This window comes from Methylomarinum vadi, assembly GCF_000733935.1.
GTDB classification, from domain to species: domain Bacteria; phylum Pseudomonadota; class Gammaproteobacteria; order Methylococcales; family Methylomonadaceae; genus Methylomarinum; species Methylomarinum vadi.
Genome location: NZ_JPON01000001.1, coordinates 2,661,187 through 2,685,959, shown reverse-complemented (window position 1 = coordinate 2,685,959; position 24,773 = coordinate 2,661,187). Strand labels below are relative to the sequence as shown.

24 protein-coding genes are annotated in these 24,773 nt (G+C 50.4%); 14 read left to right on the top strand and 10 right to left on the bottom strand.

Translation table 11 applies throughout. The annotated features are described in order from the left end of the window. Positions 1-53: 53 nt before the first annotated feature. Genes EP25_RS0113360 through mnmG form a run of 4 tightly spaced genes read right to left on the bottom strand, consistent with a single transcriptional unit; the run spans position 54 to position 4,198 of the window. Entirely contained in the window at positions 54-929 is an 876-nt protein-coding gene (locus EP25_RS0113360; protein ID WP_031434354.1) for a ParB/RepB/Spo0J family partition protein, read from the bottom strand. Positions 930-937: 8 nt separating this feature from the next. Beyond that, complete coding sequence (locus EP25_RS0113355; RefSeq protein WP_031434353.1) at positions 938-1,708, bottom strand: ParA family protein; 771 nt, start codon at positions 1,706-1,708, stop codon at positions 938-940. Beyond that, positions 1,701-2,330 (bottom strand): 16S rRNA (guanine(527)-N(7))-methyltransferase RsmG, encoded by a 630-nt coding sequence (rsmG, locus tag EP25_RS0113350; protein WP_031434352.1) that lies wholly within the window; start codon positions 2,328-2,330, stop codon positions 1,701-1,703. The genes EP25_RS0113355 and rsmG overlap by 8 nt, the downstream gene beginning before the upstream one ends. Then, a complete protein-coding gene (gene mnmG, locus EP25_RS0113345; RefSeq protein ID WP_031434351.1) occupies positions 2,330-4,198 on the bottom strand; it encodes a tRNA uridine-5-carboxymethylaminomethyl(34) synthesis enzyme MnmG in 1,869 nt (622 codons plus the stop codon). The genes rsmG and mnmG overlap by 1 nt, the downstream gene beginning before the upstream one ends. Before the next feature lie 55 nt (positions 4,199-4,253). On the opposite strand from mnmG, the gene EP25_RS22015 reads away from it, so the two are divergent. After that, positions 4,254-4,478: a DUF7230 family protein gene (locus tag EP25_RS22015; RefSeq protein WP_036300581.1), complete on the top strand. Its 225-nt coding sequence runs from the start codon at positions 4,254-4,256 to the stop codon at positions 4,476-4,478. On the opposite strand, the gene EP25_RS0113335 is transcribed toward EP25_RS22015, so the two are convergent. Next, entirely contained in the window at positions 4,451-4,786 is a 336-nt protein-coding gene (locus EP25_RS0113335; RefSeq protein WP_327036932.1) for a TraR/DksA family transcriptional regulator, read from the bottom strand. The genes EP25_RS22015 and EP25_RS0113335 overlap by 28 nt on opposite strands. A 165-nt stretch (positions 4,787-4,951) precedes the next feature. Here EP25_RS0113335 and EP25_RS0113330 point away from each other — a divergent pair, with 165 nt between their 5' ends. From EP25_RS0113330 to EP25_RS0113320, 3 genes are read left to right on the top strand one after another with little or no spacing between them, the layout of a single operon-like run. Next, on the top strand, positions 4,952-5,857 hold the full coding sequence (locus EP25_RS0113330) for an AAA family ATPase (RefSeq protein WP_031434349.1): 906 nt from the start codon (positions 4,952-4,954) through the stop codon (positions 5,855-5,857). Further along, positions 5,854-6,804 (top strand): DUF58 domain-containing protein, encoded by a 951-nt coding sequence (locus tag EP25_RS0113325; RefSeq protein WP_031434348.1) that lies wholly within the window; start codon positions 5,854-5,856, stop codon positions 6,802-6,804. The genes EP25_RS0113330 and EP25_RS0113325 overlap by 4 nt, the downstream gene beginning before the upstream one ends. An 11-nt stretch (positions 6,805-6,815) precedes the next feature. Continuing rightward, complete coding sequence (locus tag EP25_RS0113320) at positions 6,816-8,771, top strand: transglutaminase TgpA family protein (RefSeq protein ID WP_031434347.1); 1,956 nt, start codon at positions 6,816-6,818, stop codon at positions 8,769-8,771. An 8-nt stretch (positions 8,772-8,779) separates the two neighbouring features. Here the strand turns inward: EP25_RS0113320 and EP25_RS22010 are convergent, their stop codons facing one another. Continuing rightward, positions 8,780-9,025, bottom strand: a complete 246-nt coding sequence (locus EP25_RS22010; protein WP_235185904.1) for a hypothetical protein — start codon at positions 9,023-9,025, stop codon at positions 8,780-8,782. 151 nt (positions 9,026-9,176) lie between these two features. On the opposite strand from EP25_RS22010, the gene EP25_RS0113310 reads away from it, so the two are divergent. The 6 genes from EP25_RS0113310 (at position 9,177) to EP25_RS0113280 (ending at position 15,854) form a co-directional block, all read left to right on the top strand. Next, on the top strand, positions 9,177-10,100 hold the full coding sequence (locus EP25_RS0113310; protein ID WP_031434345.1) for an SPFH domain-containing protein: 924 nt from the start codon (positions 9,177-9,179) through the stop codon (positions 10,098-10,100). After that, positions 10,100-10,543, top strand: coding sequence for an NfeD family protein (locus tag EP25_RS0113305; protein ID WP_031434344.1), 444 nt, complete (start codon positions 10,100-10,102; stop codon positions 10,541-10,543). The genes EP25_RS0113310 and EP25_RS0113305 overlap by 1 nt, the downstream gene beginning before the upstream one ends. 90 nt (positions 10,544-10,633) lie before the next feature. Continuing rightward, the gene (locus tag EP25_RS0113300) at positions 10,634-11,293 is read left to right on the top strand and encodes a response regulator (RefSeq protein ID WP_031434343.1); all 660 of its coding nucleotides are present in this window, start codon (positions 10,634-10,636) and stop codon (positions 11,291-11,293) included. A 23-nt stretch (positions 11,294-11,316) separates the two neighbouring features. Then, positions 11,317-12,768, top strand: a complete 1,452-nt coding sequence (locus EP25_RS0113295) for an ATP-binding protein (RefSeq protein ID WP_051906677.1) — start codon at positions 11,317-11,319, stop codon at positions 12,766-12,768. A 291-nt stretch (positions 12,769-13,059) separates the two neighbouring features. Continuing rightward, positions 13,060-13,806: a methylenetetrahydrofolate reductase gene (locus EP25_RS0113285; protein WP_031434341.1), complete on the top strand. Its 747-nt coding sequence runs from the start codon at positions 13,060-13,062 to the stop codon at positions 13,804-13,806. 197 nt (positions 13,807-14,003) lie between these two features. After that, on the top strand, positions 14,004-15,854 hold the full coding sequence (locus EP25_RS0113280; RefSeq protein WP_031434340.1) for an RNA-binding domain-containing protein: 1,851 nt from the start codon (positions 14,004-14,006) through the stop codon (positions 15,852-15,854). 58 nt (positions 15,855-15,912) lie between these two features. On the opposite strand, the gene trpC is transcribed toward EP25_RS0113280, so the two are convergent. The 4 genes from trpC to trpE form a co-directional block, all read right to left on the bottom strand. Then, the gene (gene trpC, locus EP25_RS0113275) at positions 15,913-16,710 is read right to left on the bottom strand and encodes an indole-3-glycerol phosphate synthase TrpC (protein WP_031434339.1); all 798 of its coding nucleotides are present in this window, start codon (positions 16,708-16,710) and stop codon (positions 15,913-15,915) included. Positions 16,711-16,820: 110 nt separating this feature from the next. Next, entirely contained in the window at positions 16,821-17,837 is a 1,017-nt protein-coding gene (gene trpD, locus EP25_RS0113270) for an anthranilate phosphoribosyltransferase (protein WP_031434338.1), read from the bottom strand. Between the two features lie 2 nt (positions 17,838-17,839). After that, complete coding sequence (locus tag EP25_RS0113265; RefSeq protein WP_031434337.1) at positions 17,840-18,430, bottom strand: anthranilate synthase component II; 591 nt, start codon at positions 18,428-18,430, stop codon at positions 17,840-17,842. Then, entirely contained in the window at positions 18,427-19,914 is a 1,488-nt protein-coding gene (gene trpE, locus EP25_RS0113260; protein WP_031434336.1) for an anthranilate synthase component I, read from the bottom strand. The genes EP25_RS0113265 and trpE overlap by 4 nt, the downstream gene beginning before the upstream one ends. Before the next feature lie 164 nt (positions 19,915-20,078). Between trpE and EP25_RS0113255 the strand changes: the two genes are divergently transcribed. From EP25_RS0113255 to EP25_RS0113240, 4 genes are all read left to right on the top strand, one after another. After that, positions 20,079-20,948, top strand: coding sequence for a fumarylacetoacetate hydrolase family protein (locus EP25_RS0113255; protein ID WP_031434335.1), 870 nt, complete (start codon positions 20,079-20,081; stop codon positions 20,946-20,948). A 197-nt stretch (positions 20,949-21,145) separates the two neighbouring features. Further along, complete coding sequence (locus EP25_RS0113250; RefSeq protein WP_268745415.1) at positions 21,146-22,012, top strand: exosortase/archaeosortase family protein; 867 nt, start codon at positions 21,146-21,148, stop codon at positions 22,010-22,012. A 1-nt stretch (position 22,013) separates the two neighbouring features. Continuing rightward, the gene (locus EP25_RS0113245; RefSeq protein WP_031434333.1) at positions 22,014-22,637 is read left to right on the top strand and encodes a hypothetical protein; all 624 of its coding nucleotides are present in this window, start codon (positions 22,014-22,016) and stop codon (positions 22,635-22,637) included. Between the two features lie 96 nt (positions 22,638-22,733). Further along, entirely contained in the window at positions 22,734-24,746 is a 2,013-nt protein-coding gene (locus EP25_RS0113240; RefSeq protein WP_051906674.1) for an LTA synthase family protein, read from the top strand. The last annotated feature ends 27 nt before the right edge of the window (positions 24,747-24,773 follow it).

Below are 24,773 nucleotides of genomic sequence, written 5' to 3'. Positions count from 1 at the left end.
TTTGGGCGCATCAAGCGCACTCGTTCAGCTTCCTATGAGACACAACATTCCGTTTACCCCAGTCTCTCGACGATGCCATCCAATTCCTCCAGGCTGGTATAGCTGATCACCAGTTTTCCCTTGCCGCTCGGCTGGTGATTGATTTCGACCTTGGCGCCGATTTTTCCGCTTAAATCTTCCTGCAGCCTCAAGGTGTCCGGATCTTTTTCGGATTTTTCGGCTTTTTTAATTTCGGCTGGAGGCTGCTGAGTTTCCTTGACCAGTCTTTCCACCGCGCGCACCGACAAACCTTGCTTCACGGCCTTGTAGGCGATATCGACCTGTTGCTGGCCTTCCAGGCTGAGCAGGGCGCGTGCATGGCCCATTTCCAGCAGCCCCTTGGCCAGCAGGTTTTTGACTTCGCCGTGCAAATCGAGCAAGCGTAGCAAGTTGGATACCGTGGCCCTGGACTTGCCGACCGCCGTGGCGATCTGCTGATGGGTCAAACCGAATTCATCCAACAATCTTTTCAGCGCTTCCGACTCTTCCAGCGGATTCAAATCTTCGCGTTGGATATTTTCGATCAAGGCGATCGCCATCACCGACTGGTCGTCGATGTCTTTGACGATCACCGGCACTTCATGCAATTCGGCCAGTTGCGCCGCGCGCCAGCGCCGTTCGCCGGCGATGATTTCGTAATTATCGCCTTCCAGATTACGGACGATGATCGGCTGAATGATGCCTTGGGCGGCGATCGAATCGGCCAGTTCGCGTAATTTTTCGGGGTCCATGTCCTTGCGCGGTTGATACTTACCGCGCCGCAAGAACTCTATCGGTAATGTCTGCACATCCTGTTGCTTTTTTTGCTCGGGCGTGGCGGCCGCCGGCGGAGCTACATCCCCCAGCAGCGCATCCAGTCCGCGCCCCAAACCTCTTTTTTTGACAGCCATAGCGTCTATTACTTCTCTTTCTCTTTTCTGATCATTTCACCGGCCAGTGCAATATAAGCGACGGCTCCCCGTGACGCCTTGTCATACATGATGACCGGAACACCGTGACTGGGCGCTTCCGCCAACCGAATATTACGCGGAATGCAGGTTCTGAATACTTTGTCGCCGAAATATTCGACCAATTGATCGGATACGTCCTTGGTCAGGCGGCTGCGGTTATCGTACATCGTACGCAAAATACCTTCCAGATGCAGCCCCGGATTGACCGACTCTTGAATGTTGCGCAGCGTCGCCATCAGTGCGGTCAAACCTTCCAGGGCATAATATTCGCATTGCATCGGAATCAGCACGCTGTTGGCCGCGACCATCGCATTCAAGGTCAACATGTTCAAGGAGGGCGGGCAGTCGATCAGGATGTAATCGTATTCATTTTTGATCTGCAACATAGCATCCGCCAGGCGCCGTTCGCGATGGGGGGCGTTCATCAGTTGCACTTCGGCGGCGGTCAGATCGGCATTGCCGGGTATGATGTCGAAACCGATCACTTGATTGCTGATCACCGTTTCCGGCACCGGCACTTCTTCCAGCAACAGCTCGCAACTGGAATGTTCGATTTCGTCTTTCACGACGCCACAGCCCATCGCCGCGTTGCCCTGCGGATCCAAGTCGATCAGCAACACTTTGCGCTTGGCCGCAGCCAACGAGGCGGCCAGATTCACGCTGGTGGTGGTCTTGCCGACCCCGCCTTTTTGGTTGGTTACCGCAATAATCTTAGCCATGATCGCCTTGCCTCTTAATTTGCACCAAACATCGCTGCGCCGTTATTCCCGGCACTTCGATCGGTATTACAGTGTAGTTTTCAGTTAATTGCATTAATTCCTGCTCTGGAACCTGGCCTTTCATGGCCAATAAAACCGCGTTATCGGCCAATAGATGGCCGGTCAGATCGATGATATTTTCCATGCTGGCAAAGGCCCGCATGATCACGGTCGAAAAGGGTCGATCCGGTTTAAATTGCTCGACCCGGCAATGTTGCACCGTAATATTATTCAGCTGCAACTCCAAGGCTGCCTGTTGCACGAAGCGGGTTTTCTTGGAATTGGAGTCCAGCAAAGTAAATGCCGCCTGCGGCAGAAAAATCGCCAGCGGTATGCCCGGCAGTCCGGCGCCCGTGCCGATATCGGCCACCCTGTCGCCCTGCACATAGGGCAGGATGGCCAGACTATCCAGAAGATGCAACCGCGCCATGTCTTGCCGGTCGCGCACCGCGGTCAGATTATAAGCCTTATTCCATTTTTCGATCAGTTTGATGAATGCCAGCAATTTTTCTATCTGGTTCTCGTCATACGGCAATGCCAGCTGCTGCAGCCCTTGCCGCAGGATGTCGCGACATACTTCCATCAGGCGCTTTTCTTCTTAAGATGTACCAGCAACAATGAAATGGCGGCCGGCGTCACCCCCGGAATGCGCGAAGCCTGGCCCAAGGTTTCCGGCTTTTGCAGGCGCAATTTCTCGCACACTTCATTGGATAAACCGGATACGTTACGGTAGTCGACATCCTCCGGCAGGCGCAGGTGGTCGTAGCGGCGCGAGCGATTGATTTCGCTCTGCTGGCGATCGATGTAACCGGCATACTTGGCTTGAATCGCCACTTGCTCGGCCACTGGTTCGGGTATCTCTCGGTTACCGGACAGTTGCAGCAGACGCTCGATATCGACTTCCGGACGCCGCAGCAAGTCCAGCGCACTGGCTTCCTTCTGTATTTTTTTACCCCAGAATTGTTCCGCCATTTCGGCTTCGCCGCTGCCGACTCGGACCCAGGTTTTCGCCAGTTCGCCCTGAAGACGGGAGATCCCCTCGCGCTTTTGCTCGAACAGGCGCCAGCGTTCGTCGTCAACCAGACCCAATTCCCGGCCTTTCTCGGTCAAACGCAGGTCGGCATTGTCCTCGCGCAACATCAAGCGGTATTCGGCGCGACTGGTAAACATGCGATAGGGTTCCTGGGTACCGCGGGTAATCAAATCGTCGATCATGACGCCCATATAGGCCTCGTCACGCCCCGGACACCAGCTTTCCTGCCCAGAGACCAAAAGCGCGGCATTGAGACCGGCAATCAAACCCTGCGCCGCCGCTTCCTCGTAGCCGGTGGTACCGTTGATTTGCCCGGCGAAAAACAGCGCTTCCATGTGTTTGGTTTCCAGCGAAGCCTTCAAATCGCGCGGATCGAAAAAATCATACTCGATCGCATAGCCGGGACGAACGATCTCCGCCTGTTCGAAACCGAGCATCGAACGCACGAAACGGTACTGAATATCGAACGGCAGACTGGTGGAAATGCCGTTCGGATAAATCTCGTTGGTATTGAGGCCTTCCGGCTCGACAAAAATCTGATGCGAGTCGCGTTCGGCAAAACGCATGATCTTATCTTCGATCGACGGACAATAACGCGGTCCGATGCCCTCGATCACGCCGGTGTACATCGGCGAACGGTCCAGTCCGGAACGGATAATGTCGTGAGTCTCGCTGTTGGTGCGGGTGATATGACAGGGGATTTGCCGAGGATGGTCCTCCCGTTTGCCCAAAAAAGAAAACACCGGCACCGGATCGTCGCCATGCTGCACTTCCAGCTTGCTATAGTCGATGGTGCGGCCGTCGATGCGCGGCGGCGTGCCGGTTTTCAGGCGGTCGACCCTGAACGGCAGTTCCCGCAATCTGTCCGCCAGTGCGGTCGAAGCCGGATCGCCGGCCCGTCCGCCGCTGTAATTTTCCAGGCCGATATGGATTCTGCCGCCCAGAAAGGTGCCGGTGGTCAGAACCACGGCACGGGCGTAAAACTCCAGCCCCATCAAGGTCTTGACGCCAATAACGCGCTCTCCTTGCACGATCAGGTCGGCCACGGTTTGTTGGAACAGCGACAGATTGGCTTGGTTTTCCAGTGCGCTTCTAACGGCTTGTTTATACAGGCTGCGATCGGCTTGGGCGCGGGTCGCGCGTACGGCAGGCCCCTTGCTGGCATTGAGCACACGGAATTGAATGCCGGCCCGGTCTATCGCTTGGGCCATCACGCCGCCCAAGGCATCGATTTCCTTGACCAGATGCCCCTTGCCGATACCGCCGATCGCCGGATTACAACTCATCTGTCCCAACGTCTCGATATTCTGGGTCAACAATAATGTTCTCGCGCCGCAACGCGCGGCGGCCAAGGCCGCCTCGGTACCGGCATGGCCGCCGCCGACAACAATAACATCAAACTCTTTCTGGAATTTCACGTGCAAACTATGGTCAAATAAAACGTGTATATTACTGGTTTACAGAGAAAAAATCATGAAAAAACGTAAGAAATCAACAGCCTTGCCGGCTGCGGTGCCGAACAATCCGGTGGCGAAATTCGCCCGCCAATTCAATAAAGCGGCGATTTTCAAAGATAAAAGCAAATATAACCGTAAAGCGAAACATAAAGGCCAGGAGCCTTTTCCGATGAAGTCACGTGAATTCACCGGAAAAGGTTTCGGCCGAACCGCTCAATCTTCGCTTTTCCTGGCGCAATGAGTACATTGGAAAGAATAGGGCATGGCTTGTAGACGTTCCTTTTTTATCGGCTGGCCGCAGACTAGGCAGATACCATAGGTTCCGCTATCGATCCGGGAAATGGCCTGCTTGACTTTATCGATCTCGTCCCTCGTCGCATCGCCAGACGCATTAAACTCCAGATCGTTATCCGTTTCCTCGGCCCGCTCTAAGAAATCCCGAGCCGGCGACTGCCTGACATCGCCGGTTATCTTTTTCAAGCGTTCATCCAAGTCTTCCAGCATGTCGATTAAATTGCTGCGCACGTCGTCGTATTGAGTCAAAACCACTCCCTCTTCAGCTTTTACAACCTGGGCAATGATGCCTCAACTGGTGCCGTTTGTCATCGTCAAACAATCAGTTTATTGAACTATACTTGGTTTTGGCAACTAAACCCATGCACCGTTAACACAATTGTCTAGCGATACTTCTAACGGAAATTAATCTGCTCGATTATGGACAGTTCACTCAATCAATTACTCGAATCGGCCAATCGAATCATTCTCGGCAAACACCAACAAATCCGCCTGGCGGTATGCTGCCTGTTAGCCAAGGGACACCTGCTGATCGAGGATATTCCAGGCGTCGGCAAGACGACGCTTTCCCATACGCTGGCCCGATTATTCGGAATGAATTATCAGCGCATTCAGTTTACCAGCGATATTCTACCCGCCGACATTATCGGTTCGTCGGTATTCGATGCGGAAAATCATCGATTCACCTTTCATCAGGGGCCGATTTTCAATCAAATGATCCTGGCCGACGAAATCAACCGCTCGACGCCGAAAGCGCAAAGCGCATTATTGGAGGCGATGGAGGAGCATCAGGTCACCGTCGAAGGGAAAACCTATGCCTTGCCGAAGCCTTTCTTCGTCATCGCCACGCAAAACCCTTCCCATCAAATCGGTACCTTTCCGCTTCCCGAATCGCAATTGGACCGGTTCCTGATGCGTATCGAGCTGGGCTATCCCAGTCCACAGGCGGAGCGGGAATTGTTGACCGGTAAACAGCGCTATGCCCTGATAGATTCGTTATCGGTTCAACTGCCACCGGAACGACTCGAAGCCATGCAGCAGGCGGCAGGGGAAGTCTATGCGTCTCCGGCCTTGCTGGATTATCTGCAGGCCATTATCGCCTTCACCCGCCAATCCGGCGAATACCACTGCGGTCTGTCGCCCCGTGCCGGCCTAGCTCTACTGAGTGCCGCCAAGGCCTGGGCCTTCATGGACAAGCGTAACGCGGTGATCCCGGAAGACGTTCAGGCAGTGCTGGCTTCCGTCGCCGGCCACCGCATCCGCTCAGGAAGTACCGATTCGGAAGCGATCGTGGCCCCGATACTGAATCAAGTGGCTATCCCTTGAGCGAAGCCGGCTTAAGCCTCAGAGAGCGATTTCGACTCAGCCGTTTTTTGCGCGGCGAGAAACCGGTCGACCAACCGGTCAGACTGACTCACCGGCGTATCTTCATTTTACCCACCGGCCGCGGCCTTGGTTTCGTATCGTTGATCGCCTTGTTATTGTTGATCGCTTTTATTTATAACAATAACCTGGCTTATTTGTTGGCTTTTATCCTGGCCAGCGTCTTTTTCGTTACGATACTCCACAGCTTCAAAACTCTGGCGGGCTTGGTGATGAAATCGACGCACAGCCAGCCCGCCTTTGCCGGCGAGGCGGCCGGTTTCACTTTCACTATCCATAATCCGCTCCGGCAACCGCGAAATAATCTAAGCGTTTCAATACAAACGGAACAGAGCATCGAATTGGCCGCCATGGAACAAAAATCGCTTGTTCTTTATGTCGAGACCCGGCAACGCGGCTGGCTGGCTTGCCCTACCGTCACATTATCGAGCACCTACCCACTGGGTTTCTTTCGGGCCTGGTCCCCTTTACGGTTTAATCTGCAAGCATTGGTCTATCCGAAACCCAGCAATGTTGAATTACCGTTCCCGGAAAGCGATGGCGGCAATGGAGAACTAGGACAGGGCGGAAGAGGTCACGAGGATTTTTACGGAATCAAAAACTACGAAAGGGGAGACCCGATCAGGCAGATACACTGGAAAGCCTTCGCCAAGGGCCAGGGACTCTATAGCAAGGAATACGCCGGTACTACGGCCAGCCAACTATGGCTGGATTACGCAACGACACCGGGCCATAGCCTGGAAGAAAGACTGAGTCAATTATGCCGCTGGGTTATCGATGCGGAACATGCCGGCTTGCCATACGGGCTGATGCTGCCCGGCACCAAAATCGCGCCGGCCCACGGCCGCTTGCACTACGAAAAATGTCTGGAAGCACTGGCATTGTTTTAGGAAACGGATCGATGGCAACGGACAAACGGATTTTCATTTTTTTGTTAGTCTCGATCGGCCTGATCGCGCTTCCCCATTTCAACAACATCCCTTTGCCGTTGTTCGGCTTTTTTTATCTGTTGCTGGGTTGGCGCTTCATCGCGTTATGGAAACCGGCCTGGCTGCCGAACAAATTTTTGGTGTTATTTTTAACCGTGTCCGGCATTGCTTTGCTGTACAGTCAACATCAGGGCATTTTAGGTCGAGATGCAGGAACCTCGTTATTTATCACGGCCTTGGGGCTGAAGCTGCTGGAAGTCAAATCCTCTCGCGATATTTACCTGACCAATTATTTGGCCTTCATCGTCGCCAGTACGCTGTTCCTTTATCAACAAAGCATGTGGATGGCCGTTTACATCTTATCGGTCTGTTGCGTTCTATTGGCCACCCTGGTCACGATTAACAGCCGTCTGCAAAATGCGCTGACCGCGCTAAAAATCGCAGCGCTGATCATCATGCAAGCGTTGCCGCTTGCCATCGTCTTGTTTCTTCTTTTCCCCCGTATCGAAGCGCCGCGTTGGATGTTGTTCGAAGACAAACAGCAAGCCAGGTCGGGTCTCAGCGACACGTTGGAACCGGGCAGCATCAGCCGCCTGGGTTTATCCGACGAGCTGGCTTTCCGAGTGAAATTCGACGGCGACATCCCGCCTCCCGAGCAACGCTATTGGCGCGGCCCGGTGTATTCCTACACGGACGGTAAACGCTGGACGGAAAGTCCGAACCGTTTTTTCCGTCGTTTCATGGACCGGCCCCGTTTCTTGGGCACTCCTTATCGTTACAAATTGCTCATGGAGCCCCAGAAACACCATTGGGTTTACGCATTGGACCTGGCGGCCGAATACAACGATCCGTTGCAACGCACGAGTTTTTACCAGTTGGTCACTCCTAGCACGCCGGAGGAACGGGCGGAATATCGAATTGTCTCTTATCCGCACTATAACACCGGATATCTGACGAAAACCGAACATCACGATAATCTGCAGCTGCCCGGTGAACCTTCATCCCGCATCACGTCGCTGGTAAGACGTCTACACGGTTTCGATGGCGAACCGGAAGCGTTCATCCGGCAACTGCTTAAATTTTTCCGCGAAGAACAATTTTATTACACCCTGATGCCCGACGTCATGAAGGACAACCCGATCGAAACCTTCCTGTTCGAAAGTCGCTACGGCTTTTGCAGCCATTATGCGACCGCCTTCGTTTACCTGATGCGGGTCGCCAATATCCCGGCACGGGTGGTCGGCGGTTATCAGGGCGGGGAATTGAACAAAGTCGGCGGATTTATAGAAGTTCGCCAGGCCAACGCCCATGCCTGGGCCGAAGTATGGCTGAGCGGCAAAGGTTGGGTACGGTTCGATCCGACGGCCGCCGTCGCGCCGGAACGGGTGGAACAGGATGTCAATATCGATTTGCAAATCGCCAGTGGCGAGGTCAATTTCACCCCGGTCGAAATCGGCGCGGCGATGAGCTGGCTAAAACGCGGCCGGCAATTGTGGAACAGCCTCGATTACCAATGGCAACGCTGGGTCATCAATTACAGCAATACCAACCAATCCAATTTACTGGCCGCTCTGGGCATAGACAATATCGAACGATTGCTTTATTGGCTGATCGGCTCGGTAACCTCGGTATCGCTGCTGCTGGCCTGGCTGCTGCTCAGAAACAACCGGCCTAGAGCCGATCCGGTTATGGCGCTGTATCAAAATTTCTGCGCCAAACTGGCCAAGCAGGCGGGCCTGCAAATCAGAACCGGTGAAGGGGCGCGCCATTTTGCCCAGCGAGTCAAACGGCGGCATCCCGAAATGGCCGGACGAATCGACGACATAACCGGCCTATTCATCAAACTGCGTTATCAGGCCGATGCCGAGGAAACAGACCTGCGGCAATTCAAGCGACAAGTCCGAAAATTTCAAATCCCCAAGCGCTAAGCCCGATACTATTTGATCAGTTCCTGCGCGGGAACGATTTTAACTTTTTTTGCCGGTTTCTGCTCGGCCTGCTGTGCCGGTTGCTCGCTTTGCGCCGTCAAAGCTTCCTGCTTGCGCTTGGTGCCTTCGCCGAACAATACCATGGCGATCATGAACAATGCGACCGCTATCATGACGATCGGCATTCTGCCCGGTTTTTCAACCCAAACCAGCAACCATTTAGGGTTGATCAACCCAATGATCAAAACTAGCAACGAGATAATAAGTAAATTGATACCTGCCGTTATCATGAGTTTGCGACCGTTACCTTACAATTAAAAAAATATACATTATTATTAGATAGCTGGGTGTTTGCAATACGCATTCCTTTTTTATTTTAAGTTAGGCGACTAACGGAGAGTTGTTATGACCGGCTTTGGTATATTTGTCACCGCCTTGTTGATCTTTGCGGTGTTGATGGTAATCATGAGCGTCAAATCGGTACCGCAAGGCATGGAATATACCGTAGAACGTTTCGGCCGTTATACCGGCACCCTCACCCCCGGTTTGAACATCATCGTGCCGATCATCGATCGAATCGGCCGCAAATTAAACGTCATGGAACAAGTCCTGGACGTGCCTTCGCAGGAAGTCATCACCAAGGACAACGCCATGGTCCGGGTCGACGGCGTGGTGTTTTACCAGATCATGGATTCGCCCAAGGCGGCCTACGAAGTCAACAACCTGGATCACGCCATCGTCAACCTGGTCATGACCAATATCCGGACTGTGATGGGGTCGATGGATCTCGACGAGTTGTTATCGCGCCGTGACGACATCAACGCCAAATTGTTGAGTGTAGTCGATGACGCGACGACACCCTGGGGCATCAAGGTCACCCGTATCGAAATAAAAGATATCGAACCGCCTCGCGACCTGGTCGAGTCGATGGCCCGGCAAATGAAGGCGGAGCGGGAAAAACGTGCCGCCATTTTGGAAGCCGAAGGCCATAAACAAGCCGAAATTCTTCGCGCCGACGGCGAAAAACAGGCCGCGATCCTCGATGCCGAGGGACGCCGGGAATCCGCCTTTCGCGACGCCGAGGCCAGAGAACGCTTGGCCGAGGCTGAAGCGCGCGCCACCACGATGGTATCGGAGGCAATCGCCAAGGGCGATATTCAGGCGATCAATTATTTCGTCGCCCAAAAATACGTCGAATCTTTGAAGGAGGTCGCCGCGGCGGATAACAGTAAAGTCGTTCTGATGCCGCTGGAAGCATCGAGCGTAATCGGCGCGCTGGGTGGCATCACCGAACTGGCCAAAGAGGCGATGGCTAAAAGGGAAAAATAATGGCCGAAATCGAACTTATCTTTTGGTATTGGTGGGTACTGGCGCTGGTTTTATTAGGGATAGAAATTCTGGCACCCGGCTTTTTTTTTCTCTGGATGGCGATTGCGGGGCTAATTACCGGCATCGTCCTCTTCCTTGTTCCCAGTACCGGTTTTGAAATCCAATTACTGATTTTCTCGGTACTATCCTTCGCCTCTGTCGTGGTGTGGCGCCGCTATGTCGGTAAACACCCCGAACAAACCGACCATCCTTTGCTGAACAAACGCGGCGCTCAATATGTCGGCAGAACCTTTACCTTGATCGAGGCCATCGAAAACGGCCAAGGCAAAATCAAGACCGGTGACAGCATCTGGAAAGTCTATGGCGAAGACTGCCCTCAAGGAGCAAAAGTCAAAGTCACCGCTGTCGAAGGAACCGTTTTTAAAGTAGAAAAAATTGATTAACCGCCTGTCTTAAGAAATCCTTAATTTTTCTTCTATATCTTCAATCGGCAACTATTAGAGTTCCTTTGTTGAACGTACTTCGATACAAACATGCGTTTATTACTGATTGAAGATGATGAAATTCTCGGTGACGGCCTGCAAACCGGCTTATCGTTGGAAGGCTACGCCGTCGATTGGGTGAAAGATGGCAAACTGGCCGACGAAGCCCTGAGAACCAATCTTTATGAACTGGTCGTCCTGGACTTGAACCTGCCCAGGATGAATGGAATTACGCTGTTGGAGGAAATGCGTAAGCGCAGGGATCACACCCCGGTACTGGTATTGACCGCCAAGGATACCCTTAACGACAAAGTATTGGGACTGGACAGCGGCGCCGATGATTTTGTCGTCAAACCCTGCGATCTGGCCGAAATTTGCGCCCGGCTCCGGGCCCTTTACCGCCGCTGCGGTAACGGGAAGCTACCGGTAATCGAACACAAAGGCGTTAAATTGGACCCCGCGTCGCATCAGGTTTTTTACCACGGTCAACCGATCGAGTTGTCGCAGAAGGAATTTGAAATACTCAGCTTTCTGATGAACCACATCGGCCAGGTTTCCTCGCGCACCCGCCTGGAAGAGACTTTGTACGCCTGGAATTCCGAAGTCGAAAGCAATACGGTTGAAGTCCATATCCATCATTTACGCAAAAAGCTGGACAACAAATTGATCAGAACCATTCGTGGCGTCGGTTATATCATTGACGAAGACTGATTGTTCAATTTCTCCAGATCGCCATGAAAATACGACTGTTGCCAAATTCGCTAAAGAAAAAGCTGTTGTTTTTTCTACTGCTGGTTACGGTCATCATTTGGGGGTTGACTGCCTTCATCAGCTATAAGGAATCGCAGAACGAAGTCACCAAGTTGTTCAAGGCCGAACTGGCCCAATCCGCCGGCGTTTTGCACGCCTTCGTCGAAAGTATGCTACATGAAGGATCGCTATCGGAACATTGGGATGTAGACCATACCTCCAATCTGTTGCACACCCATGAATTGACATATCAATATGCCGGTAAAATCGCTTTTCAACTTTGGTCGGTGGAAGACGGCCTGATTCTGCGCTCGGAAAGCGCGCCCAAGTTTGCCTTATCCCAACTGCGCAACGGCTATAGCCTGACGACAATCGACGAACACCGCTGGTATGTATTCAGCATCGCCAACCACAACGGCGAATACATCATCCATGTCGGCCAGCGGGAAGATGTCAGGGAAGCGATTACCATCGACATAGCCAGGCAATTAATGCAAAACTTCTTGCTGGGACTCCCAGTATTGGGGATCGCGATCTGGATCATCGTCAGCCATACTTTATCGCCGATCAGCCACCTTAAGGAGCAACTCTCCAAGCGCGAAGCCGGTTATTTGGAATCCTTACCGCTTAACGGATTGCCGGAAGAAATTTTGCCGCTCGTCGAGGAACTCAATACCTTATTTAGCCAATTGGAACAGGCTTTTGAAAACGAACGCAATTTCACCTCGGACGCATCGCATGAATTACGCACGCCGCTGGCCGGTCTGTTGACCCAAATTCAGGTGGCGCAAAAAGCGAAAGACGAAACCATGCGCGCTCAGGCTTTGGCCAAGGCGCAACAAGCCGTATTGAGAATGACCCGCATGGTGCAGCAATTATTGACCTTGTCTCGAGTGCAGAATCAAAACGAAAATCTGACGCGAATCGCCATCGACATCAACCGGGAAATTATCAGTGTCATCAGCGATATCCAGTCCTTAGCCCGCAACAAAAATATCGATATCGAATTTCAAAGCGGAGAAACCCTGACTATTTCCGGGAACATGCAGTTAATCAATATTTTGATCAGAAACCTGATTGAAAATGCGGTCAAATATTCGCCACTGAACGGCAAGGTTAAGATCCGCACCTTGCGCGAAAAAAACAAGGTTTGGTTCAGTGTTGAAGATAACGGCCCCGGCATCGATGAACAGGATTACGACCGCTTGACCCAGCGTTTCTATCGCTGCGTCGAAACGGCCAATAGCGCGGAAGGCTGTGGACTCGGGCTATCTATCGTACAACGAATTGCCGCCATACACGAAGCGGAAATCCATTTTTCCAGATCGAGCATGGGCGGCCTGATGGTGTTGGTTGTCTTTGATTTGCCCATTATTCGTCCGGTTGCGATTAACCGGCGAAAATCGTATTTTTTCAGAAAAAAATCACAGCTTTAATTACCAATCCTTCCACTTAAATTGTTTTAACCGCTGCTTGAATTTTTCCTTATCCCTGTAATAACTTATCGCTAAAAAAAGCAGCGGCCAAATCAGCAATAAGACTATCTTGGCCAGTGTTGCAAAAGTCATGATGGATATCCCCTTTATTTCTCAAGTCTTTACAGACGATGATCAATATTGCTCAAAACTTGCCGTCAATTCTAACAATGTAAACTCCCGCGATACTAACCTAATCGCGACCGAATCCGATACAATAACAGCATTTGAACCTATAATTATTTCACATTCATGAAAATTTCTTTCGAGATTGTTCCCCGTAGCGAACAGGCGTTCGCGGAACAATATCAGTTCGTGCAAACATTAGGATCATCGATCGACTTGATCAATGTACCGGATATACAGCGTTTTTCCACCCGTAGCTGGGAGACGGTCAAACATATCGATCGCAGCAGACACCAGTTTATTCCGCATTTCCGGGCCATCGATTTCGATCTTAAATCCGGAGATATTTTCCATATCATCGAACAATACGAGTTGGATCACGTTCTGCTCGTTTCCGGAGACCCGCCGGAAGGCTTGAAACGCAGTTTCTACAAAACCAATGTCGTCGATTTGATTCGTGCCGTCACGCTACGCTTCCCCAAGATTTCTGTCTATGCCGGCTTCGACTCGCATCGAAACGGCGTCCAAGACGAGTGCAATTACATCAAACGAAAAGCCGACGCCGGTGCCTGCGGTTTTTTCTCGCAACCTTTTTACGACATGCGTATGATCGAGATTTACGCGGAACAGATGCAGGGCCTGGAAACCTTTATCGGCCTAAGCCCGATCACCACCGAGTCATCGATGAAATATTGGGAAGTTAAAAACAAGGTGCAATTTCCGGCCAATTTCAAGACGGATTACGAATGGAATATCGAATTCGCCAACCAGGCGATCAAGCTGGCCCAGGAGGCCGGCATGAACATCTATTTCATGCCGATCCGGATCGATCTGGAAAAATATTTCGGTAAAATTGCCTTTCCTAATGAATAACAAATATTCCAGGATGTAATTTGACTACGCATCGTTTCAAATCAATGACAAAAACGATATTTGCCATCCATGCGACCGGCGCAGATCGATAGTCTTCGGCCTCTGAAACTACTGGAATAATATACAGACCTACTATTGCCGGCAAGATGGTCTGGATTAGTTCAGAAGAAACAAGTGAACAAATTCTGAGAAGCATAATGAACGAAATGGAATTACTCAATCTGCTTGATCTCGGCGAAGACCAGGAGGTTGAATTCAAATCAGCCGAAGGAGGCTTGCCCAGGTCGATTTGGGAGACTGTTTCATCATTCGCCAATACCGAAGGCGGGTACCTGATTTTAGGAGTTAAAGAAAAAGGCGGTCAGTACCACATTACCGGTATCACGAACCCGGAACTTCAACGCAAAGCATTTTGGGATGGTCATAACGATGCTAATAAACTAAGTCGCCCGTTATGTCGTGAAAATGACGTGCAAATCTTGACAGTCCAAGAAAAAACCCTTTTGTTGATCCACATTCCGCAAGCTTCCCGTACACAGCGCCCAATTTATATCAACGGAAACCCTTTAACCGGCACTTACAAGCGCAACTTCGAAGGAGACTATCACTGCCCTGAGGCAGAAATTCGCCAAATGTTGCGTGATGCGGGAGATGAGCCACAAGATGGAAATATTCTTGAAAATTTCACGCTTGATGATCTGGATACAGAAACCTTTAAGGCTTATCGCAACCGGTTTGCTTCAAGAGAACCCGATCACCCTTTTTTAGCTTTGGATGATCAAAATTTACTGGAAAAACTGGGTGGTTGGCGGTCCGATCGAAAATCGGGACGTTTCGGACTAACCACGGCTGGATTGCTTATGTTTGGAAAGGAAAAAAGCATACTTGAAGCATTTCCCCGATATCTTGTGGATTATCAAGAGCATTTGTCTGACGACCCCGAAGTTCGGTGGACTTTTCGTTTATCTCTCGACGGCCGCTGGGAAAGCAATATTTTTAATTTTTATGCACGGGTTTATAGGCGTTTAACCGACGATTTAGAAGTACCGTTCAAGCTTGATAAGCTTGGTATTAGGCAAGGCGAAACTCATGTCCACGAGGCATTACGGGAAGCGTTGATCAATTGCCTGGTCCACGCTGACCACCATTCTTCGCGTCCGATCAAAATCATAAAACGGCGAGATCGGATTGAGTTTTTGAATCCCGGCCGTCTTCGCATTTCTCTGATTCAACTTTATGAAGGCGGGATCAGTGATCCACGTAATCCAACTATATTAAAAATGTTTCAACTATTGGGTTTAGGTGAAAAATCGGGCTCTGGCATGCCCAAAATACTTCGCGCCTGGCGGGAGCAATCCTGGCTGAAGCCTTTGGTCAGTGAAAATCTCGATCTGGACATGACGCAAATGACCTTACCCCTTATTAGTTTAATACCGGACGAAATTGACCGGGAAATTAAAAATATTGTCGGAAGTACTTATAATCATCTATCCGAATTTGACCGATTTATTCTGGTTCTGGCGCATCGTTTTGATAGCATTAGCAATGCTGATATTAAACTGCATCGCGAAGAACATCCCAGGGAGATTGGCGAGCGCTTAAAATACTTGGTGCAACAAGGATTGTTAAAATCCTCAGGGCATGGAAGAGGAACTCGTTATTCCTTGCAAGGCAAAATTGAGCCCGATTTATTCAGCAATCCGAATATTAGCTCCGAACATAACAAACTTAGCTCCGAACATAACAAACTTAGCTCCGAACATAACAAACTTAGCTCCGAACATTATGCAGACTTATTAAAAATTGCGGAGCCTGTTAGATCTAAAAAAAGAGTTTCACCGGCGCAAGTGAAAGCAATTATTTTGAAATTATGTGGCGATGATTTTTTACCACTCCGAACATTGGCGAAATTATTAGATCGCGCACCCGATACTCTTCGGATCCACTATATTAATCCGATGTTGAAAGACGGTTTATTGGAATTAAAATATCCGATAAAACATACTCATTCTCAACAAGCTTACCGAACGAAAAAAGACATTCCGTAACCGACTTTACTGGAATCGTTAAGCTTCAGGTCCAACAAACGCTTTCGACAGATTTTGGCTAAAAAAACAGTTCCCGCATTTTCTGTCCCGGATGTGCGGCGCGCATGAAGGCTTCGCCAATCAAAAAGGTATAGATGCCGTTATCGGTCATCAACTTCACATCGTCCGGAGTATGGATGCCGCTTTCGGTAACCAGCAAGCGATCTTCCGGCACCATATGCATCAGCTCCAGCGTGGTTTTCAGCGTGGTTTCGAAGGTACGCAAATTACGGTTGTTGACGCCGATCAATTTGCTGTCCAGCTGCAGCGCTCTTTCCATTTCCTCTGCATCGTGCACTTCGACCAACACATCCATGCCCAATTGCGTGGCTACCTCGGACAGCTCCCGCATTTGCGTGTCGGCCAACGCCGCCACGATCAACAGGATGCAATCGGCGCCCAAGGCACGCGCCTCATGCACCTGATACGGATCGATCATGAAATCCTTGCGCAATACCGGGAGCGGACAGCGGTCATGAATCATTTGCAAATAGACTTCCGAACCTTGGAAATAATCCTTATCGGTCAAGACCGAAAGGCAAGTCGCCCCGTTCATCGCATAGTCCTGGGCGATGTCGACCGGGCGAAAATCCTCGCGAATCACGCCTTTGCTGGGAGAGGCCTTCTTGACTTCGGCAATAATGGCCGGTTGTTTCGCCAAAGCCTTGTTGTGCAATGCCTGAAAAAAACCGCGCGGCGCTTCGATTCCGGCGGCGATTTCCCGCAACATTTCGACGGAGTTTTTCGCCTTGCGCCGTTCGACTTCTTCGGCCTTGGTTTCAAGAATTTTCTTCAGGATATCGGGTGTGTCTGTCATGATTGAATTAGTGATTTTTTATCGATGGGTTTCACGACGTTCTACCCATTCTACGTTTATTAAAATTAGTTAGTAAGTTGGGTTAGGCGAAAGCCGTAACCCAACATCAATTAATGTTTTTGTGAAAAAGCGATCAACTCTTCCAATTTGCGTAAGGCCGAACCATCGGCCAACACCTGCCGGGCCCTGGCGATGCCGTCGCCCATGCTCTCGGTCAAATTGGCCGCATAAATCGCCGCGCCGGCATTCAGCAAGACGATATCACGGGCCGGACCCGGCTGATTATTCAAAACCGACTTGACCATCGCCAGGCTGGATGCCGCATCATCGACGGCCAGGCTGGCCAGGCTTTGCGTCTGCAGGCCAAATTGATCCGGCGTAATGGTGTAGTTGGTAACTTCTCCACTCTTCAACTCGGCAACATGGGTCGGCGCGGCGATGCTGATTTCATCCAGGCCATCTTCGGCATTGACCACCAACACATGCTCGCTGCCCAGCTTTTTCAAGACCTGGGCCAGAGGCTCCAACCATTGTTCGGCGAATACGCCGATCAGTTGATTGGGCGCTGCGGCCGGATTAGATAAAGGCCCGAGCAGGTTGAACAAGGTTCTGACCCCCATTTCCTTACGTGGCCCGATCGCGTATTTCATCGCGCCGTGATGTTTCGGTGCGAACAAAAAGCCGACACCGATTTCGTCGACGCATTGGCCAACCTGTTCGGCGGATAAATCCAGATTGACGCCGGCCGCCTCCAGAACATCGGCGCTGCCGCAACTGCTGGACACCGAGCGATTGCCGTGTTTGGCCACCCGCCCTCCGGCTGCGGCGACGACGAAGGCGCAGGTGGTGGAAATATTGAAGGTATTGGCGCCGTCGCCGCCGGTGCCGCAAGTATCGATGATATGCTCGCCGCGTACCGGGACCTTAGTGGCCAAATCCCGCATCACCGAGGCAGCGGCCGCAATTTCGTCGACTGTCTCGCCTTTGCAACGCAAAGCAATCAAAAAGCCGCCAATCTGGGCATCGCTGGCGCCGCCGGTCATGATGGTTTGCATCACCTGACGCATTTCCTCGCCATTCAGATCATTTCTGTCCAGCAAACGCTGAATCGCTTGTTGCATCGTCATGCTCAACGTTCCAGGAAATTACGCAGCAGGTCATGACCGTACTCGGTCAGAATCGATTCAGGATGGAACTGCACGCCTTCGACATCCAGCGTTTTATGGCGCACGCCCATGATTTCGTCGATGTTGCCGGCTTCGTCCTGGGTCCAGGCGGTGATTTCCAGACAATCCGGCAAAGTCGCCTGGTCGATCACCAGCGAATGATAACGGGTCGCGGTAAAGGGATTGCTCAAGCCTTTGAATACGCCGGTATCATGATGAAAGACGGGGGAAGTTTTGCCATGCATGATGCTCTTGGCATGGATTATTTTGCCGCCGAAGGCATAACCAATGCTTTGATGGCCCAAACAAACGCCAAGGATCGGATATTTACCGGCGAACTTGAGAATGGCTTCTACCGAAATGCCCGCCTCTTTCGGCGTGCAAGGACCTGGAGAAATGACGATCTTATCGGGGTGCATCGCCTCTATTTGCTCGACCGTGACTTCATCGTTACGCACCACGCTCACATCCGCCCCCAGCTCACCCAAATATTGCACCAGGTTATAGGTAAACGAGTCGTAGTTGTCGACCATGACGACTTTAACTGCGGTCATGATTGCTCTCCTTCCAGACCAGCTTCGGCCATACTGACAGCACGGAAAATCGCCCGGCCTTTGTTCATGGTTTCGTCCCATTCGTTCCGTGGCACCGAATCGTAAACGATGCCGGCACCGGCTTGTATATGTAAGGTTTGATCTTTAATCACTGCGGTTCTGATCGCTATCGCGGTATCGAGGTTGCCCGACCAGGAAATGTAACCGACCGCGCCGGAATAAACGCCGCGTTTGACCGGTTCCAGTTCGTCGATGATTTCCATTGCCCGGATTTTCGGCGCGCCGCTAACGGTGCCGGCCGGGAAGGTCGCCGCCAGCACGTCGAAGGCATCCTTTCCCGCCTGCAGTTCGCCGGTGACGTTGGAGACGATATGCATGACATGCGAATAACGCTCGATGATCATCTTGTCGGTCAATTTGACCGTACCGATCTTCGCCACCCGGCCGGTGTCGTTGCGGCCCAGGTCGATCAACATCAAATGCTCGGCCAGCTCTTTCGGATCGGCCAGCAACTCCTGCTCGAGCTGCAAATCCTGTTCGACGCTGGCGCCCCGCGGCCGGGTGCCGGCGATCGGCCTGACCGTGACGGTATTATCCTCCAGCCGAACCAGAATCTCCGGCGACGAACCGACGATGTGGAAATCGTCTAGATTGAGGAAATACATGTAAGGCGATGGATTCAGGCAGCGCAACGCACGATATAGATTCAACGGCGCCGCGGCATAGGGAATCGACAAGCGCTGCGACAACACGACCTGCATGATATCGCCGGCGATAATATAGTCCTTGGCTTTCAGTACCGCGTTTTCGAAACCTTCCTGGGTGAAACCGGAAACGAAATCGGCTTCGGTGACATGTTTCGGCGAAGCATGGGTGTCGGGCTTGGCCTTCAATTCCCGCAGTCTGACGATCAGATTCTCCAAACGCGCCACGGCTTTGTCGTAGGCATCGTCCTCGCTCGGATCGGCATGGGTCAGCAACAATACCTTGCCGGACAAGTTGTCGAATACCAGCATCTCCTCCGACACCATCAGCAAGATATCGGGATTGCCTATCGGATCGGGTTTACCCGTCGATTGCAGCCGTTTTTCGATATAGCCTATGGTTTCGTAACCGAAATAGCCGACCAGGCCGCCATTGAACCTCGGCAAATCCTCGACGTCCGGCACCTTGTACTGTTGCCGGAATTGTTCGATCCATTGTAGCGGTTGGGGATGCTGCAAACTTTGCCTGATCTCCCCGTCCTGCTCCAGGGTAATTTGCTGTCCATGCACTTTGACCAGCGTTTTGCACGGCAAACCAATAATCGAATATCGTCCCCATTGCTCACCGCCGTGCACCGATTCGAACAAATAGGAATAAGGCCCATCCGCCAATTTAATGTAGGCGCTGAGCGGTGTGTCCAGGTCTGCTAACACTTCCCTGCTGACAGGGATACGGTTATAGCCTTGCCGGGCGTAGCGATTGAATTGCTCTGGTGTCATTATTGTTATTCAAGGGTTGTTTGGCAGCCTAATTACCGCCTTGCCTGACATCATGATGAATAAAGTGCTTCATTATATCTTTTCATGGCGGTTAACTAAATACAGTTCAGCGCTATTTGTGTTCGTTATACAATGTAATGTTTGCACGATTCACCACGTTACCCATGAAACTGGTCACTTTTCTTTATCAACAACATATAGGCATTGGCGCCGTCGAAGGCGACTTTATCGTCGATGCTTCGGGCCATGACGAAATTCCTGGCAATATGATAGATTTTCTGGCTGCCGGGAAGCGGGCCAAAAAGGCCATGCAACAGCTGATCGACAGCGGCCAAAATCGCATTCCTTTGACGGCAGCCAAACTGCTGGCGCCGATACCCAGGCCCGGAAAATTTCTCGGCATCAGCTTGAATTATGCCGACCATATCGGCGAAACCGGCCTGGAGAAACCGGAATATCCGACCTTCTTCACTAAACAATCGAGCTGCGTGATCGCTCACGGCGATTCCATCCATCGCCCTAAAGTCTCGGAAAAAGTCGATTACGAGGGCGAATTGGCCTTTGTCATCGGCAAACGCTGCCGCCATGTCCCTGTGGAAAAGGCGCAGGAAGTCATCGCCGGCTACACTATCGCCAACGACGTTTCGGTACGCGACTGGCAAATCCGCTCGCCGACCTGGACACTGGGTAAATCGTTCGACACGCACGGTCCGCTGGGCCCTTGGCTGGTGACCGCCGATGAAATTGCCGACCCCCATAATCTCGACCTGAAAACCTGGGTCGATGATGAACTACGGCAAAATTCCAATACCCGGCACATGATTTTTAATTGTTTCGAAATGGTCGCTTACCTGAGCCAGGCGATGACGTTGGAACCGGGCGATGTTATCGCCACGGGAACGCCTAGTGGCGTTGGCGTTAAGATGAAACCGCGCGGCTATCTAAAACCCGGACAAACGGTTAGGATCGAAATAGAAAAAATCGGCGAGTTGGCCAACCCTGTTATCGAAGAACCGGATATAGCATCATTATAATTGTCGGTGGATACGTTCTTCAGGAACTAGTTTAACCGATCACTACTCTGTTTTGATACGGGCGAGCTGCCAAAATGCCAACTCATCGTTTGTGACAGTATAGACAATTAAAAACGTTCGGATAGACCGCTTTTTTGCCTTTCCTCAGATGCTCGTCTATTGTATTAATCGAATAAAAAACAATCAGGGTTAAATAAATGAGCGAAGAGACTTTACAAACATCGGATTCATATTCAGAACCCCAACAACCTTGGTTGTTATATTTGGTTTTAAGTTTATTCCTGTTGGTATTCGGTCCGACAACGGTCTGGCTATATCAACGTTGGACGATGAGCGTTTGGCAAAACGGTCATGGCATTCTTGTCACGCTTTTGGTCATTTATCTGCTCCGCGGGGAATTGAAAAAAACCCAAGATCTGGCGCGCGACTCCAGCCCAGTCGGGTTTCTCTTTTTAGTTCCAGCATTGTTAATGCATATGCTGGATACCGGCATGCATTCGCAAATTCTCTCCGCGATCGCCCTGTTTTTAGCTCTTCCCGGCTTGGCGTTTATTTTCTTGGGGTCTGCCAGAACCAAACCGTTATTGTTTCCTCTGTTTTCGCTTTTTTTGACTTTGCCGATTCCCCTCGTTTTTACCGAGTCGATCCACTTTGCCTTGAGAGTAATCGCCACCGATAGTGTCGCTTGGCTGCTCAAACTGTCGAACGTTCCCGTCTATGCGACGGGAACCACTCTGCAGGTAGAACATGGCACCCTGCAAGTAGCCGACGCTTGCAGCGGTTTTTCCACCCTTTACGCCGCGATTACCATTGCTATTTTGACCGCTTATTTTTGTCATAGTGTTACACGCCGAATCGTGGTGCTTTTGATTGCCGCCCCCCTGGCGATTGTGGTCAACATCGCCAGAGTTATGCTGCTAATCTTATTGGTCAATTGGTTCGGTCTGGATGTTTTAGCCACCTCGGCGCACGAGTTATCGGGTCTGCTGACTTTCATGGTGGCCTTGCCGATCATTTTCTATATTGGCCGCAATCCGGAACAACCTCAATCTGCCGAGAATTAATATGTTTTCCACTCGTTATGCCATTCCCGTGGCATTACTGTTGACAGTAACGCTGGTCCCTTCCCTCATACATAATTATTTCGGCCTTACCGTTACGGATGGAAAAACCACTAATCGCATAAGCAATCGTTTGTCAGACTTCGAATCGAAACCATCCAGTCGGAATCCGGAGTGGGGAGAGGTAACCTTCGATTGTTACGATTGGTTCGAACGAATCTATAAAGATAAACAAGGAAATAGCGTCCGTTTGTTCGTTGGCCGTTCATTCGACCACAAGAAGCTCTATCACCACCCTGAACTTGCTTTGTCTTATGGCAATGATTTGGCGCGTGCGGAAAAAATCGATTTCTCCTTACCTCCGGAAATCACCGTTTATTTGTTGCGCGCTAATGGGAAACGCGGCATGGCCGCCTATGCTTTATTGTATGAAGACGAATTTATCGCCAATCCTATTTTGCATCAGATAAACAACTCCCTGAACTTATTGGTTAGTCCACGCAAACCGTTAACGCTGTTTTATGTGTCGGATGACAATGAAAAAAGTCAGGCTTTATTTGCGGAAACGACCATGGCTCATATTCTCAGGCAGGCCATCGATGATTTTACGTCTTCATCTAATATTTAACCCTGATAGAAACACATTACGGCAAAAGATTCATATTCACGCAATAATTCGGCAACAAAATCAATATCTTAATTCACATCAATAAAACAGAGAATAATGGCCTTTTTTTTAGAAATTGAAAAATGGACGTGGCGCCATCGGCGCTTCGTCGTGGTATTGATTACTATTTTGACCATTCAGTTTTTTGAATTGGCACTACTGCATATTAAATACCAAATTTTTACTGCCGGATTTCTGCAACCCTACTCTTATCGCTCTTGGCCGGACAGGTTTTTATTTCTATTTTTGTCTCTTTGGTACGATTTTTTACTCTGTGGATTATTCGCTAGTCTGTGGTTTTATATTGCCGACAGATTAAACAAATTCGGCGTACTGATTTATTACAATTTCACCGTTCTCGTCCTGTTGTTGATGGGCATATGGCTTGGCTTGAGATTCAAGGTCCTGACCTATTTCAACGATACGATCAATTATCAGATCATCACTAACCTGGGAGGAGGCAGCCTTAAGGATGGGCTATTGTATGCCTCGAATGAAATCGCCCTTTTTACCGGGATTATGTTTCTCATCATCCTGTGTGTATTGTTTAGCACACGTTTTCTAAAAAAACATGAATTTGTCCGCGATTATCATCAACATGTAAAATCCCCCCCGATTTATCCCTGGTTATTATTAGGGATGGTGATTCTGACCCCTTGGATAAACTACGGCATTAATCAGTCAGACTTTCTTCGCTATGGCCTACAGAAAAAAACCGCTTATCGTCTAGTGAACGACGGCTTGAACCGTTTGACTGATTTCGATGACGATGGCTACGGTTTTTTCGGTTATCCCCCCGATTCCGCTTTATTCGATGGACGAATTTATCCGGGGGCATTGGACATTCCCAATAACGATATCGATGAAGACGGTTTTTTAGGCGACGCAGATTTGTTTCCATTGGAAAGAGATCAGCTCAATATTGCACCCCGGCCAGGTAAACATATTGTCTTGATTGTTCTGGAAACCGCGCGTTACGACCTGCTTAAACACAAATTAAATGGTCAGTTTGTGGCCCCTGTTTTACGGAGTATCGCCAAAACCGGCACATCGGTTGAATATGCCTATAGCCATACCGGTTACACCGCAACTTCATTAACCGCGCTGTTCAATCGTGAATTGATCCATAACGACAATAAGATAAAAATGATTGAGTTTTTAACACAAGCCGGTTATCAAATCTCGATTATGTCCGGACAGGACGAATCCTTCGGTAATGTGGCCACGAACACAGGAATGAATAAAAAGGGCAACTATTACTTCGACGCCCGCACCGCCATAGAGGACAGGGTTTATCCTAGCAAGGATTCGGGTAGCCTTAGGCTCAGCGAGGAACGGGTAGTCGAACAATTTCATAAACATTTCCAGGAAATCGATTGGTCCGTCCCTCAGTTTATTTACATGAATTTTCAAGCCGCGCATTTTCCTTATTCTCATCCGAATATGAAAAAACATTTGATAAAGGAATTCATTCCCCGCTCCGATATCAAACCGGAAAATCGCGATTGGGTTGCCGATACCTATTGGAACGCCATTGCCAGCGCAGACTGGGCTGTAGGACAGGTTGTCGATGCCTTGAAAAAAAACGGGCTCTACGACAAAACGACATTGGTTATTCTAGGCGATCATGGCGAATCTTTGTTCGAAGACGGTTTTTTGGGGCACGGTCACGCACTCAATGACGCCCAAACGCATATTCCCTTGCTGTTCAACGATCCCAACATCCAAGTACAGGAAGCCATAGGTCAGAGTGACGTCGCGGAAATGGCGATACGTTCCGCTCTCGGTCTGCCCAATCAATGGCTCAACACCGATAAGACCGTATTCCAATTAGTCGGAAGTTTTAAATTTCCTTCATTGATTGGCCATGTCAAATATGGGGGGAAACGGACCATCTTCGATTTTCGTTCCGAACGCGTGTTTCTGAGCGACTCCCACTCGTGGCACCCTTACCGGAAACTTTTGCAGAATTCCACTGAAAACAATCGTATCATCAGCTTGATCAGAGAATGGGAAACGTTGAAATGGTATGCATTTGATTATGCTCGGCACCAAAGAGCCAATCGTTGATTGCCCCCTCTCGCTTCCTAACCCTTA

Bases quoted from the DNA above. Each gene is read 5' to 3' on its own strand.
- EP25_RS0113360 (WP_031434354.1), bottom strand. From the start codon at position 929: ATGGCTGTCAAAAAAAGAGGTTTGGGGCGCGGACTGGATGCGCTGCTG.
- EP25_RS0113355 (WP_031434353.1), bottom strand. From the start codon at position 1,708: ATGGCTAAGATTATTGCGGTAACCAACCAAAAAGGCGGGGTCGGCAAG.
- rsmG (WP_031434352.1), bottom strand. From the start codon at position 2,330: ATGGAAGTATGTCGCGACATCCTGCGGCAAGGGCTGCAGCAGCTGGCA.
- EP25_RS22015 (WP_036300581.1), top strand. From the start codon at position 4,254: ATGAAAAAACGTAAGAAATCAACAGCCTTGCCGGCTGCGGTGCCGAAC.
- EP25_RS0113330 (WP_031434349.1), top strand. From the start codon at position 4,952: ATGGACAGTTCACTCAATCAATTACTCGAATCGGCCAATCGAATCATT.
- EP25_RS0113320 (WP_031434347.1), top strand. From the start codon at position 6,816: ATGGCAACGGACAAACGGATTTTCATTTTTTTGTTAGTCTCGATCGGC.
- EP25_RS0113310 (WP_031434345.1), top strand. From the start codon at position 9,177: ATGACCGGCTTTGGTATATTTGTCACCGCCTTGTTGATCTTTGCGGTG.
- EP25_RS0113305 (WP_031434344.1), top strand. From the start codon at position 10,100: ATGGCCGAAATCGAACTTATCTTTTGGTATTGGTGGGTACTGGCGCTG.
- EP25_RS0113300 (WP_031434343.1), top strand. From the start codon at position 10,634: ATGCGTTTATTACTGATTGAAGATGATGAAATTCTCGGTGACGGCCTG.
- EP25_RS0113295 (WP_051906677.1), top strand. From the start codon at position 11,317: ATGAAAATACGACTGTTGCCAAATTCGCTAAAGAAAAAGCTGTTGTTT.
- EP25_RS0113285 (WP_031434341.1), top strand. From the start codon at position 13,060: ATGAAAATTTCTTTCGAGATTGTTCCCCGTAGCGAACAGGCGTTCGCG.
- EP25_RS0113280 (WP_031434340.1), top strand. From the start codon at position 14,004: ATGAACGAAATGGAATTACTCAATCTGCTTGATCTCGGCGAAGACCAG.
- trpC (WP_031434339.1), bottom strand. From the start codon at position 16,710: ATGACAGACACACCCGATATCCTGAAGAAAATTCTTGAAACCAAGGCC.
- trpD (WP_031434338.1), bottom strand. From the start codon at position 17,837: ATGACGATGCAACAAGCGATTCAGCGTTTGCTGGACAGAAATGATCTG.
- EP25_RS0113265 (WP_031434337.1), bottom strand. From the start codon at position 18,430: ATGACCGCAGTTAAAGTCGTCATGGTCGACAACTACGACTCGTTTACC.
- trpE (WP_031434336.1), bottom strand. From the start codon at position 19,914: ATGACACCAGAGCAATTCAATCGCTACGCCCGGCAAGGCTATAACCGT.
- EP25_RS0113255 (WP_031434335.1), top strand. From the start codon at position 20,079: ATGAAACTGGTCACTTTTCTTTATCAACAACATATAGGCATTGGCGCC.
- EP25_RS0113250 (WP_268745415.1), top strand. From the start codon at position 21,146: ATGAGCGAAGAGACTTTACAAACATCGGATTCATATTCAGAACCCCAA.
- EP25_RS0113245 (WP_031434333.1), top strand. From the start codon at position 22,014: ATGTTTTCCACTCGTTATGCCATTCCCGTGGCATTACTGTTGACAGTA.
- EP25_RS0113240 (WP_051906674.1), top strand. From the start codon at position 22,734: ATGGCCTTTTTTTTAGAAATTGAAAAATGGACGTGGCGCCATCGGCGC.